The organism is Streptomyces sp. NPDC045678 (assembly GCF_056432085.1).
Map to the genome: position 1 here is coordinate 625,978 of NZ_JBWKJS010000003.1, position 12,045 is coordinate 638,022.

Consider the following 12,045-nt stretch of genomic DNA (forward strand, 5'->3'; position numbering starts at 1 on the left):
ACGGCGTTCGGCGTCCTCGTGTTCCACGACAGTCTCTGCGTGTCGTCGGCAGCTGACCCCTCCACGGGCCGCCGGCGCATCACCCCTCCGGTTGACTGGACGGAGCACGCGCATGACGGCACTACTTAGTGGACAGACCAGCACGACCTCCACGCTCAGTGCGGTGGAACGGCTCGCAGTCAAGTACCGCGTGCCCGTCGAGGACGCGCTGCTCATCGCGGTCAATCTGCACGGCATCGACTCCGATCTGCCGCGCCACCGGGCCCGCGTCCAAGTCCGACTCCTCAGCGCGCCATCGGTGCCCTGGCAGCTCATAGTCCCCCTGAACGTCACGAGCTCCCCGTTCCGGCTCAGGGGCGAGCACCTCACGCTGGGCGGCGCGCCGGTCGGGACCGTCGAACGCATCGATGCGGACGAGGCGGTCGGCGGGTACTTCCGCGATGGCGGCGCGGCTCTCACCCTCAACCCGAACGCGCGAAGCCGTTGTGTGGGGTGCGCCTTCTGCCCGAACACCCTTGAAGCCGCCGCTGACCCTCGGCTCTCGGAGGAGCGGGGCCTGCGGGAGCTCCTCTCCGCTCTGCGGGAGCAGCACCCGCGCCGAGATCTGATGGAACTGCGTGAGGTGACCGTCTCAACGGGTTGCTTCGAACGTGAGGCGGCGGCGGTGCATCACCTTCGCACTCTGCGGGCCGTGCTCGACGAGCATGGTGTCAAAGCGCGAATCGGTTTCCTGACCTCAGTGCTGGGATCCAGGTACGCCTTTGATCAACTCGCCCGCGACGTGACACCCTTCGTTCTGCGGCTCACCGCTGAGTGCTTCACTCGCCGGGATCTGCTGCTGAAGGCCAGCAAGGCTGTACTCGTCGCATCGCAGATGCCGGGAGTGCTCCGGCGCGCGTTGGAAGCCGGTCACGGCACCTCGTTCACCTACATCGTGGGGTTGGACGGGCTTGAGGCCCTACATGCGGGCGTCGGTGCGCTGGCTCCATACGTCTCCGAGTTCCCCAACTTCCAGGTCTACCAGGCCCACAACTCAGTCATGGCCGGCCTGCGAACCCCCGGGGCCCAGGACCTGGAGCACTACTTGCAGGCCCGCGTGGTGATCGAGGACATCATGGGTCCCACTGGACTGCGGCCCGCCGCATGGGAGTGCTACCGGCCCCTGTGGTACTTCACCTTCGCTGAAGAGCCCCTGGTCGGTGCGCGGTGACCGAGACCGCCGTTCTGGCCGATGCTCTGTGGCGGGCGACCGTCTACGCCTCGGTCTGTCAGCTGCACTTGCGGGACAACGTTCTGCTTGCGGAGCCGCTGGTCGCCGAGCATGTGAAGGAGCGCCCCTCCGGCCACTGGGGCACTGTGCCTGGCACTGCGTGGGCGCTGTCCCACGTGGCGCTCGCTGCCGGGCACCTGGACCGGCGAGTGGATGTGGTGCCGCTCCTCGGCGCGGGGCACGCTGGTGTCGTCCAGCTCGCCGCGTCCTGGGTGACGGGTGAGCTAGCGAAGGTGCGGTCGCGGTTCGGCTCGGATGCGGATGGTTTGCGGCGGCTGGCGCAGGCGTTCCCGGACGTGGAGGGCCTCGGGGCCGAGGTCTCGCCCTCTCTCCCCGCCGGCGGCTTCCTCGGTGGGCGGCTCGGCGGCTGTCTTCCGTTCGCGCAGGGAGTCGCCCTCGACGCACCGGACAGGGTTGTCGTGCCCGTCATCGGGGACGGCGAGTGTGAGACCCCTACGACCGCAGCGAGCTGGCTGGGGCAGAGAGTCCTTCCTGGTGCCTCGGTACTGCCCATCGTGCACGCCAACGGTTTCCGCATGGGGCAGCAGTCGCTGCTCGGTGCGATGAACGACGACGAGCTCCGCGCATACTTCGGCGGCCTGGGCTGGACGGGCTCGGTGGTCCATGTAGTGACGGGATCTCCGCAGGAGCACCGTGCCTTCCACGCGGCGTTACGGAAGGCACTGGAGGAGACGCTCATGGGGCGGCGCACGGTACTGATCCTGCGCTGTTTGAAGGGATGGGGCGGCCCCACATCGCTCGGAGGCCGCCCCCTGCTGGGCACCCCCGCCCTGCACAAGACACCGCTGGTCAGCCCGCACACCGATCAGGAGCAGCTCACCGAGCTGACCCACTGGCTCGCCTCCTACCGGCCCGCAGATCTCTTCGACCCGGACGGACGCCCCCGCGGGGAACTAGCCGAGGCGGTGGCCATGGCTCGCTGGTGCTCCTTCGCTCCAGCCGAGCGCCCGGGAGCAGCAGGGCGGATCTCGATCCTCCGACAGGTGGACACGTTCGGTGAAGCGGTCACCGAGGTCATGAAGCGGCACGCCGCACGTGGAGATTTCCGCGTCCTCAGCCCGGACGAGCTGTCGTCCAACCGGCTCCCGGGCCTGGTCGGCGAGCCCTGGGCACACGAACTCCTCGCGGAGGAGGTGTTGCTGGAGTGGCTCGCCGGTTGGACCGCCAGTGGGCGCCGAGGGGTGATGGTCTCGTACGAGGCGTTCGCACCGCTGCTCACCAGCGGCTTGGTGAGTCACATCAAGCAGCGGCGCTTGGCCGGCGCGATGGGCTTGCCCAGCCTCAACCTTCTGCTCACGTCTTGTGGGTGGCACAACGTCTACACCCACGGTGATCCGTCTCTGGCCAGTGCACTCCTCGCCCTGGCCGATCCCCGGGTGCGCGTGCTGACACCGGCGGACCCGGTACGCACCGCGGCCGTCCTGGACGAGGTCTTCGACTGCGTCGATGGCGTCAACCTCGTGATCGCCGGAAAGCACGCCTGCGCCGGACACCCCGTCGCCACGCTCGACGAGGAGCGTGAGTATGGCTTAGCGGTCTGGCCGCACCTCAGCGACGACGGTGAGCCCGATCTCACGATCGTGACGGCTGGAGACATCCCGGCCGCCGTCGCCACGGAGGCCGTGGACGCCATCCGCGATCGGTATGGGTGTCGCGTTCGGGTGGTGAACCTTCTCGACCTGACCGTCCTCGGCGACTCGTCACACTGGCCTCACGGCCTCGACGACGGGGAGGTCGACCACTACCTCGGCACCCACGCTCCCGTGCTCGTCCTCACCCTTGGCCACTCCGCAGCTGTCTGGGGGCTGCTGGCCGGACGGCTCCGTCGCCCCGTTGACGTCATCGGCTGGCAGGAGCCGCCTGGCCCCATGCCCCAGCGCTCCCTGGCCCACGCCCTCCGCATGGATCGGTCGGGCGTGGAGCGATCCGCCGGCCTTTTGCTGGCCTCCCGCGAGGTGGTCCGATGAACCCGGCGACCATCGAGCGCCTGAAGATCACCGAAGTGCGGGAGAACACGGCCCCGGGCGACGACGCGATCTTCATCATGATCCACGGCGCGGGTGCTGTCGGCACCTACGGCCCGGTCAGTCAGCGGATCGGCAGCTATGTGAGGGATGCGTTGGCATCCGTCGTGCCTGGCGCCGACGCCCTGGATCACGTCCGGCTCCTGGAGCGGCTGCGTACGGCGTCGCGTCGAGCCCCCTCGGAGAGCGCGTCGTGGGCGGTCGGTGCGATCGACTGTGCCGTCTGGGATCTGCATGGCCGGCTCGCCTCCTGCCCCGTCGCCGCCCTCCTGGGCACCGATGCGCCACGGTCAGACGTATCGGCCTACGCCTCCTGGCTTTCCCAGGACCTGGCCGCTGTCGAGGACTTGGACGTACTTGGCAGGGTCGCGTCGGGCGGCTGGTCCTTCACTAAGTGGGGACTGCGTCGAGCGTCGGCCGACGCACCCGATCTCGCCGCCGTGCGCATGGCGAGAGCCGTGGAGCGCAGTGCCCAGGCCGTCGGTGCCCCGCTTGCCGTCGACGCGGTGGGTACCTGGACTCCAGCTGTGGCCATGGCCTTCGCCCAGAGTGTGGATGGCGGCAGCCTCCGCTGGCTGGAGGACCCGCTGCCGCGTCACGACCTGGACACCTATGCACTCCTCGCGGCCACGCACTTGCCGCTGGCCGTTGGTGAGCGCGCGCACGTCGACGAGGACCCGGCCGGGCTGATCCAGTACGTCAGCCCCAGCGCTCTGACCCTCGACGTCGTCGGTTGCGGTGGCCTTACCCGTGCACTTCAGATCCTCGACGTGGCCCGCGCCCAGGCCGTCCCCGTCTACCCGCACGGGCGCTCGCTCGTCCCCGGCCTCCACCTCGCGGCCGCCCATCACGACGCCGTACCGGCCGTGGAGTACCGGCTCCAGTGGGAGCCGAGACGGCAACTCCTCTACGACACCCCACTTCATGTACAGCGCGGACGCATTCGTCTGCCGGCCACCCCAGGTCTCGGCACGGCCCCGAGGAGCACGGCATGCCCAGCACATCGATGACCGTCGCTGTCCACGGCACGGTCGTCCAGGGACCTGATGGGCCGTTCCTGGTGCTCTCCGAGCGGCTCGACGGCCACGACACCTTCCTCAAGGGGAGCCTGGAGACGAGAGGGAAAAGGATCTTCGTGCGCATCCTCACCCTGGACGACGTCACCGTGTTACGCCCAGCGGAGCACTCCGCCGTCCCTGCTGTGGGAACGGAGTGGGACGGATCGCTCCACCTTCCGCATGGGTTACGACCACGCACCGTGCCGCCGGACCTTGAGCAGGCAGCCGCGAAGGAAGGGCGCGCCCTGGAGGCGCTGGACGAGGCGGAGCTGCGCTACGTCCTGACCTACCTGTCCGAGTCCACGACCACCACCATCAGACAGGCGCGCGTCGAGGCCATCGTCTCCGCCCTGCCGACGATCACCGGGAGGCCCCAATGACCACCGATCCCTCACTCCTGGTCATGGTCGACGTCGGCGGAACCCTCGGCACCGCCGATGGCCCGGGCCTGACGATGCGGCTGACGGAAGCCTCCCCGCTGCCCGCGGCTCAGGCCCGGGCGGTCATGCGGGCCAGCCTCCACACCCAACCGGAGATCACCGACGCCGTGGCAGCCGGGGTCTGCGAGGCATTGGGGGTGCCACCAGATTCATTCCCCCGTGATCTTTCCCCGGCCCCGTTCCGTCTCTTCCCTGGCACGACGGAGGCGCTGCGCCGGATCAGTGGCGTCGCGACCGTGGTCACGCTGTCCAACGTCACGTCCGTCGACGCCGACATCGAGGGACTGCGCGGCCTGCTCTCCCCCTGGGTGAGCGACTACTTCCCCTCCTGCCGTATCGGACACACCAAGCCGGACCCCCGCGCCTTCCACACCGTCATCGACCAACTCGGTGCCGTCCCCGATCGCGTGATCCACGTCGGCGACGACTGGGCCTGCGACATCGTGGGGGCCGTCGAATCAGGCATCAGGGCCGTCTGGATATCCCGCGGGCGCCAAGTCCCCGATGAAGACTTGGTCGTTGCCCACGGCGTACGCGTCGTAGCCGACCTGACGGCGGCCGCCACGCACATCGAACATCTCGCAGCAGGGAGCGTCACATGAGCCTCTTCGCCGGAACAACCACGTACTACCGCCAATTCCGCCCCGGCATCCCCGACGATGTGGCATCGGTGCTCGACCGCGCTGCACCGGCACGCCCCGATGGCCACCGCCGACTCCTGGACGTCGGTACGGGAACCGGGCTCGTGGCCGAGGCCCTCCTCGACCGCTTCGGCGACATCATCGCCGTCGACAACGACGCCGACATGCTTGCCGCGGCCGAGTCGGCACTGCGGCCGAAGCTCCCCGACGGCTTCAGCCTGTCCCTCGTCCAGAGTACGGCCGAGGACTTCAAGCCGCCCGCTGGCTGGCAGGCCGAACTCGCCACCATCTGCCGTGCGTTCCACTGGCTCGACCAAGCCGCCGTCCTGACTCTCCTGGACGAGCAGGTCGCTCCAGACGGCGTGGTCGCCATCTTCGGAGACAACAGCTTCTGGGCCGCTGGGAGCCCCTGGAAGGAAGCCGTCCGGGATGTGGTGAAGAGCTTCCTCGGAGAGCAGCGGCGGGCGGGATCCGGCACTTTCCAGCACCACAACCGCCCCTACAGCGAGATCATGGAGGAGTCGCCCTTCAACGAGGTCGAGGAAGTCCGCGTATCCGTCCAGCGCACCTGGGCCGCGGAGAGCATCCTCGGTTACCTCTACTCCACGTCCTTCGCCGCTCCGCACCTCTTCGGTGACCGGCTGAAGGAGTTCGAAGGCGCGCTGAAGCACCGGCTGGCCGACTTCAGCGACAACGACACCTTCCCCGAAGAGAACGAATTCCTCATCCGCCTCGGACGGCGGAGCAAGAAATGACACTTGCTGGCGAGGCGCGGTCCTACGGCAGGCTGACGGCCTCGCACCTCACGTCCGAGCTGAGTGAGCGGTCGATCCTCTGCCTGCCGGTCGGGTCTCTTGAGCAACACGGCCCGCACCTGCCCCTGAACACGGACAGCCTCATCGCCGAGCGCTTCGCCTCACGATTGGCCACGCACGTCGCGGACCGTCACAACCTCTGGGTCGTGCCCCCTGTCCCCTATGGGCTCTCTCCAGAGCACGCCTGGTCACCCGGCACCATCACCCTGAACGTCTCGCTCTACACCGCCCTGATCGAGACGCTGGTGGGCGAGTACATCAGGGCCACCCCCGCGCGTACGGTCCTCATCGTCAACGGCCACGGAGGCAATAAGGGCATCCTTGAGGCCCTCGTGCACCAACTACAGCGCACGCACGATGCGGCAACCTGCGTGGTCAATCCCGGCTCTCTCGCCGCCGGCCGACTCCAGGACGACGGCGAGTTCCCTGAGGTGCACGCCGGCGTCCGAGAGACCTCCCTGATGCTCGCCCTCGCCCCCGACGACGTACGGATAGATCTCCTCCCGAGCGAGCCCATTCACGATCCCGCCCGCCGGGAGGAGATCCAGCGCCTCGTATCCGGCCGAGGCACCACGTGGCCCTGGTCGTCGGACAACCCCGCGATCTCCGCGCACGGAGTCATCGGTGGCGATCCGCGGCAGGCCACCGCCGATCACGGCCAGGCATTCGTCACCGCCGCCCTGGAGGCGTGTGTGGACGTCCTGGACCGGCTCGTGCCACCCACATCCCACGCACCGATCGAAGCACGGGGGCCCCATGCGTCTCACAGCTGAGGAGAGGGCGACCTTCAAACGGGACGGCGTCCTCATACGACGCGGCTTGGCCGCCCCAGGCCAGGTGAAGCGAGCCGTCTCCCTGATCGATGTGTCGTACCGCCAGGAAATGACTGCGGACGACATACCCGCGTACTCCCGGCGCACCTTCGCCCCGGAACTGGGGGACAGCGCAGAACTGCTCGCCTTGTACATGGAGACAGGCGCGGCCGAGCTCGTCCGCGACCTGCTCGGCGCCGCCGCACCGGTCACGACCGCGCAGATCCAGATACGCGTGCCCGAAAGCGAGTTCCCAGGCATGCAACCGGTAAAGGCCATGCATGTCGACGGGGTCTCCTGCCCTCACCTGGACCCGCGCGAGCTGCGTACGTTCTCCCTGCTGGTCGGCGTGATCCTCTCCGACGTCAGCGACCCGCGGTGCGGAGCGCTGCACTACCTGCCCGGCGGGCACCTCGCCATGGCCCGCTGGTTCACCGAGGAGTGGTCCCTCGGAATGACAGAGCAGGTTCCGCCAGAGATCGACCGCGAGCGAGGCACCCCGTTTCTCGGCCGCCCCGGGGACGTCCTGTTGATGCACCACCTCGTTCCCCACACGGTGGCCCAGAACTTCATGCCGTTCCCCAGGGTGATGGCGTACTTCCGCGTCTCCCATCCGCATCACGCAGGCCGCCGCCTCCAAGCTCTCCGTGACCCCTGGCTCGACTACCCGCCCCTCGCGGAGATCCCCGCGCCTACTTTCCAGGAGTAGCACCATGCGCATCGTCTACCCCGGCGAACTCGATACCGCTGCCCGCGCCATCGAGGCCGGAGGGCTCGTCATCGTCCCCACCAACCGCTGGTACATGATCTGCGCCGACGCCAGCAACGCAGACGCCGCCGGCAGCATCTTCGAGGGGAAGCGGCGCCCGACCGGCAAATCCCTCGCCTACGTCACTCCCTCGCTGACTGTCTGTGAACAGCACTTCCAACTCGGAGCCGAGGCACGGAGACTCGCCCAACAGTTCTGGCCCGGCGACCTCGCACTCCTCCTGCCGTGGCGGGACCCCGACGACGCCGCACGCCATGCCGCTGTCGGCTCGCCGGCCCTCACCACCATGGCGCCCGGGTTCCTCGGCGAACTGGCTGCACGGGCAAAGGTCCCTGTGGCCGCGACGACGGCCAACATCTCCGGCGACGCCGGACCGGATGACCGTGGTCCCGCCGTCACCCTCGACGAGGTTCACACCTTCCTCGCGGCCTCCGGCCTCACGGTGTCCGTCGTCGTCGACGGAGGGGTCTGCCCTGCGGCCAACCACATGACGATCGTGGACTGCTTCACCCCGGAGGCCAAGCTCGTACGCACGGGCCTCGTCCACCAGCGAGCTGTCAACGCAGTCCTTGGACGGGAAGTGCGGCCCTCCTGATGGAGATAACGAGTCGCGTCGCGTGGGGGCGGGCGCCGGGGCCATGCAGGCTGCGGATCGCGGTTAGGGACGAGAAGGAATGAAGTCCAAGCCACTCCTCGACACGCACCCGGCGAGGGACGACGAGGCGCTGCGGCGGGTTCTCCAAGATGCCTCAATGGGCCGCTGGGAGGGCCCGCGCGATCTCCTGGGCTCTACCGGACCGGATTGGGATCGCCGGATCTTCCGCCTCCAGGTCCTCGCCGAAGCGGGGGCACGGCTCCGGTTCGCGGACACCTGGGCGAAGGCCGAACCGCGCTCACCACACGCCCTCGCCCTTCTCGCGAACGTCCAGGCTCTGCGCGCCATGATCGTCGGACGGGACGCGGGCCGGACGCTCATGGAGGAAGCGTGGGCCACCTCCCGTGCCGCTCTGGATGTGTGGCCGCAGGATGTCGCCCCCTTGATTGTCATGCTCGCGCTACTTCGCACCCATGCTCCCGATCGGGACACGCTCTGCCACGTATGGGAGGAGATCAAGCAGCGTGACCCGTGGAATCGCGAGGCGCACCACGAGGTCGTCGCCTACCTACTCCCTCACAACCATGGCGCTCAGGGCGAGGCCGCGTGGTGGGCCGAGGAGCAGGCATCCGTCGCGCCCCAAGGCTTGCCCATAGCGGCCCTGCCCTTGGTCGCCCTGGCGGAAGCACACCGGTCCCGCCAGGAGCAGGACCAGACGTCATACGGCCTGACGATCCACCCCTGGGTCGATTGTCCGCAGATCGATCCGGTGCTGGAGCGCTGGTGGCGCTACCGAGCACCGCAGCCTCACGCCTGCTTTGCCGACGACGCCAACTACCTCGCCCACGCTCTGTCGTTCGCGAACCGCCACCACGAGGCCCTGGAGGTCTTCGATGCGATCGGCCCGTACGCCACGCAAGTGCCGTGGTCGTACTGCGGCCAGCCCCGCGAACTGTTCCTGCGGCACCGCGGCTGGGCCTACAGCCCTCCGCGACGCCGACACCGCTGAGCATCCGAACCATCCCCCTTTCACGTACGAAGGACGGAACCCCTGTGCCTCTCGATGTCTCCCGCGTCTCCGATGAGGAACGCCTCAAGCAGCTCGGCTACCAGCAGACGCTCTCTCGTTCGATGTCCGGCCGCGCGAACTTCGGCGTCAGCTTCACGATCATCTCGATCCTGTCCGGCTGCATGACCATGTACGGCTACGGCATGAACACCGGCGGCCCGGCGGTGATCATGTGGGGCTGGCTGTTCGTCGGCCTCATGACACTCTTCGTCGGGCTGTCGATGGCCGAGGTCTGCTCTTCTTATCCCACCAGCGCCGGCCTGTACTTCTGGGCGCACCGCATGGCTCCGAGACGCTCGGCGGCGGCCTGGGCGTGGTTCACCGGATGGTTCAACACCCTCGGCCAGATAGCCGTCACCGCGGGCATCGACTTTGGCGCCGCCAACTTCCTCAACGCCCTGCTTGATCTCCAGTTCGGATACGCCGCCACGCCAGGGCACACCATCACGCTGTTCGGGATCATCCTGGCCCTGCACGGTGTCCTCAACACCTTCGGCGTGCGCATCGTCGCCGCCCTCAACGAGGTGTCCATCTGGTGGCACATCCTCGGCGTCGTCGTCATCTGCGGCGCCCTGGTCCTCATCCCCGACCACCACCAGTCGGCCCACTTCGTCTTCGGTGAGTTCGTCAACAACACCGGCTTCGCCTCCAGCGCCTACGTGGTGCTCATCGGGCTGTTGATGGCGCAGTACACCTTCACCGGCTACGACGCCTCGGCCCACATGACCGAGGAAACGATCGACGCGGCCACCGCCGGCCCCAAGGGAATCGTCCGCTCGATCCTCGTCTCCCTCGCGGCCGGATTCGTCCTCCTCTTCGGCTTCACCTACGCCATCGACTCCTACACCGGCGCTCTCGAATCGAGCACCGGTGTGCCTCCTGCGCAGATCCTCATGGACGCCCTCGGCGCGGCGGCCGGCAAGTGGCTTCTGCTCGTCATCATCGTCGCCCAACTCTTCTGCGGGATGGCCTCCGTGACCGCCAACTCCCGCATGATTTACGCCTTCTCCCGTGACGGCGCGCTGCCCTTCTCCCGGACGTGGCACAAGCTCCACCCCGGCACACGCACCCCCACCAACGCCGTCTGGCTCGCCACCGGCGGTGCCTTTGTCCTCGGCCTGCCCTACCTGTGGAACAGCACCGCGTACGCGGCCGTCACCTCTATCGCGACCATCGGCCTCTACATCGCGTACGTGATCCCCACGTTCCTGCGGCTGCGCCTGGGGAGCCGGTTCGAGCGCGGCCCCTGGCACCTCGGCTCCTGGTCCAACACGGTCGGCACGATCGCCGTCGTATGGGTCATGGTGATCACGGTGCTGTTCATGCTGCCGCAGAGCTCTCCGGTCACTGCGGACACCTTCAACTACGCGCCGATCGCGGTCGGGGTCGTCGTCGCCTTCTGCGGTCTCTGGTGGCTCGCCTCAGCCCGCAAATGGTTCCTCAACCCGGGCCACCCGCGTAACGCCAGCCGCGATCGCGATTAGGGCCAGGGATGCAGACGGCTCGCTGGTAGGCCCCCTCCGGACGGCTTTGACGTGGTCCGTGCTGATGCGGGGCGGGCCACGCGGAGTCTGCGTTCGGCAGCCTGGGGCGAGTGGCGGTATCTCCAGCCGTCTGCACAGCACCTTTCGCTCAAACCGCGAAACGCTTGCAGCCGCTTGGCTGAGAACCTCTGGTTCGCAGGGCTCATCGTGCCGGCGGCATCGCTAATCGAGTAGCTGCTCGACGGCTTCATATTTCACACTTGGCTCCAAGCCGATACGAGGCGACCCGCTCGGCAGCGGGAACTGCCCGTCCTTTGCACGCCCAGCCGCCACCACGGATTGGGCCCTCACCGGCAACTCCACTCGCGTAAACGTCTACGTCCGCACGCTCCCGGACCAAGGCAGCATCACGCCTACTCCGGGATGCTCTCCAAGAGAGGGAGGACCTCCGTGCCGAAGCCCCCAGGCGTGGAGTACGTCATAACCAAGCCCAGCCCGCCGTCGTGGTGGAAGAAGAACCGTCACCTGGTCCTGCTCGTCGTGGGCCTCTTTTTGGGTGCGTGGCTCGTCAGCGACCACGACAGCGCGGCCACGCCTTCCCCTGACCGGACAAGACCTGCCCACTCGACTGTGCCCGAACCGGGCAACAGAGAGCGCTGAGGTCACCCTCTGTTGCTGAGTGGCTCAACGCACTGGGACCTACCGACTCAGCTCACAGTCTGGGGACGTGGCGCTGACCGGAGGCTGCCCGTACGCCAGCCTGGTGTCTCCGCCGCCTTCGGCCGTTTGCGATGGCTCGCTCGACATCCCGCCTCGCCGCGAGTACGGGCGACGGACACATCCGTGTTTGGGACTTCTCTCCAGGGGCGCTGCTGTGGAGCCAGGACGTTCACGCGGGCCGACTGCGCTCGCTCGCTTTCGACAACAGCGGTGACCTCGTCGCTGCCTGCGGAGGCGACGGCTCTGTACGCGTATGGCACGCCCTCACCGGGGAGTTCAAGAGCCAGTTCTCCAGCCCCAGCGGGTAGGCCCGCGCCGTCACGGTCG

The 12,045-nt window shown here is 68.1% G+C and carries 12 protein-coding genes; all 12 read left to right on the forward strand.

The annotated features are described in order from the left end of the window. The first annotated feature begins 112 nt into the window (after positions 1 to 112). The 12 genes from AC07DO_RS13850 (at position 113) to AC07DO_RS13905 (ending at position 12,026) form a co-directional block, all read left to right on the forward strand. On the forward strand, positions 113 to 1,210 hold the full coding sequence (locus tag AC07DO_RS13850) for a hypothetical protein (RefSeq protein ID WP_479059422.1): 1,098 nt from the start codon (positions 113 to 115) through the stop codon (positions 1,208 to 1,210). Next, on the forward strand, positions 1,207 to 3,258 hold the full coding sequence (locus tag AC07DO_RS13855) for a phosphoketolase family protein (RefSeq protein ID WP_479059424.1): 2,052 nt from the start codon (positions 1,207 to 1,209) through the stop codon (positions 3,256 to 3,258). The genes AC07DO_RS13850 and AC07DO_RS13855 overlap by 4 nt, the downstream gene beginning before the upstream one ends. Then, on the forward strand, positions 3,255 to 4,325 hold the full coding sequence (locus tag AC07DO_RS13860; RefSeq protein ID WP_479059426.1) for an enolase C-terminal domain-like protein: 1,071 nt from the start codon (positions 3,255 to 3,257) through the stop codon (positions 4,323 to 4,325). Before AC07DO_RS13855 ends, AC07DO_RS13860 begins: the two co-directional genes overlap by 4 nt. Continuing rightward, positions 4,307 to 4,753, forward strand: a complete 447-nt coding sequence (locus tag AC07DO_RS13865) for a hypothetical protein (RefSeq protein WP_479059427.1) — start codon at positions 4,307 to 4,309, stop codon at positions 4,751 to 4,753. Before AC07DO_RS13860 ends, AC07DO_RS13865 begins: the two co-directional genes overlap by 19 nt. Next, on the forward strand, positions 4,750 to 5,415 hold the full coding sequence (locus AC07DO_RS13870; protein ID WP_479059429.1) for an HAD family hydrolase: 666 nt from the start codon (positions 4,750 to 4,752) through the stop codon (positions 5,413 to 5,415). The genes AC07DO_RS13865 and AC07DO_RS13870 overlap by 4 nt, the downstream gene beginning before the upstream one ends. Next, a complete protein-coding gene (locus tag AC07DO_RS13875; RefSeq protein WP_479059431.1) occupies positions 5,412 to 6,209 on the forward strand; it encodes a class I SAM-dependent methyltransferase in 798 nt (265 codons plus the stop codon). The genes AC07DO_RS13870 and AC07DO_RS13875 overlap by 4 nt, the downstream gene beginning before the upstream one ends. Further along, positions 6,206 to 7,042, forward strand: coding sequence for a creatininase family protein (locus AC07DO_RS13880; RefSeq protein ID WP_479059432.1), 837 nt, complete (start codon positions 6,206 to 6,208; stop codon positions 7,040 to 7,042). The genes AC07DO_RS13875 and AC07DO_RS13880 overlap by 4 nt, the downstream gene beginning before the upstream one ends. Next, on the forward strand, positions 7,026 to 7,790 hold the full coding sequence (locus tag AC07DO_RS13885; RefSeq protein ID WP_479059433.1) for a phytanoyl-CoA dioxygenase family protein: 765 nt from the start codon (positions 7,026 to 7,028) through the stop codon (positions 7,788 to 7,790). The genes AC07DO_RS13880 and AC07DO_RS13885 overlap by 17 nt, the downstream gene beginning before the upstream one ends. 4 nt (positions 7,791 to 7,794) lie before the next feature. Beyond that, positions 7,795 to 8,445 (forward strand): L-threonylcarbamoyladenylate synthase, encoded by a 651-nt coding sequence (locus AC07DO_RS13890; protein ID WP_358909453.1) that lies wholly within the window; start codon positions 7,795 to 7,797, stop codon positions 8,443 to 8,445. A 79-nt stretch (positions 8,446 to 8,524) separates the two neighbouring features. Continuing rightward, positions 8,525 to 9,454 (forward strand): hypothetical protein, encoded by a 930-nt coding sequence (locus AC07DO_RS13895; protein WP_479059435.1) that lies wholly within the window; start codon positions 8,525 to 8,527, stop codon positions 9,452 to 9,454. Between the two features lie 44 nt (positions 9,455 to 9,498). Next, positions 9,499 to 10,998, forward strand: a complete 1,500-nt coding sequence (locus AC07DO_RS13900; RefSeq protein WP_479059436.1) for an amino acid permease — start codon at positions 9,499 to 9,501, stop codon at positions 10,996 to 10,998. Between the two features lie 791 nt (positions 10,999 to 11,789). Then, on the forward strand, positions 11,790 to 12,026 hold the full coding sequence (locus tag AC07DO_RS13905) for a WD40 domain-containing protein (protein ID WP_479059438.1): 237 nt from the start codon (positions 11,790 to 11,792) through the stop codon (positions 12,024 to 12,026). Positions 12,027 to 12,045: the final 19 nt, after the last annotated feature.

Coding starts and splice junctions, on each gene's coding strand:
- AC07DO_RS13850 (WP_479059422.1), top strand. CDS start 113: ATGACGGCACTACTTAGTGGACAGACCAGCACGACCTCCACGCTCAGT.
- AC07DO_RS13860 (WP_479059426.1), top strand. CDS start 3,255: ATGAACCCGGCGACCATCGAGCGCCTGAAGATCACCGAAGTGCGGGAG.
- AC07DO_RS13865 (WP_479059427.1), top strand. CDS start 4,307: ATGCCCAGCACATCGATGACCGTCGCTGTCCACGGCACGGTCGTCCAG.
- AC07DO_RS13870 (WP_479059429.1), top strand. CDS start 4,750: ATGACCACCGATCCCTCACTCCTGGTCATGGTCGACGTCGGCGGAACC.
- AC07DO_RS13875 (WP_479059431.1), top strand. CDS start 5,412: ATGAGCCTCTTCGCCGGAACAACCACGTACTACCGCCAATTCCGCCCC.
- AC07DO_RS13880 (WP_479059432.1), top strand. CDS start 6,206: ATGACACTTGCTGGCGAGGCGCGGTCCTACGGCAGGCTGACGGCCTCG.
- AC07DO_RS13885 (WP_479059433.1), top strand. CDS start 7,026: ATGCGTCTCACAGCTGAGGAGAGGGCGACCTTCAAACGGGACGGCGTC.
- AC07DO_RS13890 (WP_358909453.1), top strand. CDS start 7,795: ATGCGCATCGTCTACCCCGGCGAACTCGATACCGCTGCCCGCGCCATC.
- AC07DO_RS13895 (WP_479059435.1), top strand. CDS start 8,525: ATGAAGTCCAAGCCACTCCTCGACACGCACCCGGCGAGGGACGACGAG.
- AC07DO_RS13905 (WP_479059438.1), top strand. CDS start 11,790: ATGGCTCGCTCGACATCCCGCCTCGCCGCGAGTACGGGCGACGGACAC.